1 pseudogene is annotated in these 533 nt (G+C 79.7%); it reads right to left on the reverse strand.

Annotated features, from left to right (window positions below):
• Positions 1–533 (reverse strand): annotated as a pseudogene (locus ABD067_RS24905) (hypothetical protein); the annotation flags it as partial.

Below are 533 nucleotides of genomic sequence, written 5' to 3' on the forward strand. Positions count from 1 at the left end.
CGTTGCGTATCCAGTGGAACGGCGCCGTCGCGCCGCCGCGCTCGGCGAGCGCCCCAGCATCAGCCCGACCACGCCCCGGTGCCCGTACCCGCCCTGCGCCTCCATCGCGGCCACGGTGGAGCCCAGCGCGTGCAGGCGGAGGTGGACGGCGCCCAGCGGCACCGGCCGCGCCGGGCCGAGCGGGATCTGGTGCAGCCCCTCCCCGCCCGTCGCAGGCGGCGCGAACTCCGGCTGGAACGGCGGCGCGCCGCGCGGCAGCGGCTGCGCCGAGAGCGGCGCCGACACCGCCCAGCGCCCGTGGTCGAGCAACGGACGCGCGTCCGCCCCGCCCACCGCGGTCAAGCCCCACAGGTCGCGCACCATCCGCTCGAAAGGCGCCGCCGGCCAAGCGGGCGACAGGGCGGCGTAGCGCCCGTCCAGCGCCGCGCAGGACGCGAGCAGGAAGCCGCCGGCCGGCCCCTGGAAGGCGGCGTGGACGACGCCCGGCTCCGCCCACAGCGCGACCAGCGCCGTCCCGTCGTCCTCCGCGCCGC

It is taken from the genome of Craurococcus roseus (assembly GCF_039523795.1).
In the GTDB taxonomy this organism is placed as follows: domain Bacteria; phylum Pseudomonadota; class Alphaproteobacteria; order Acetobacterales; family Acetobacteraceae; genus Craurococcus; species Craurococcus roseus.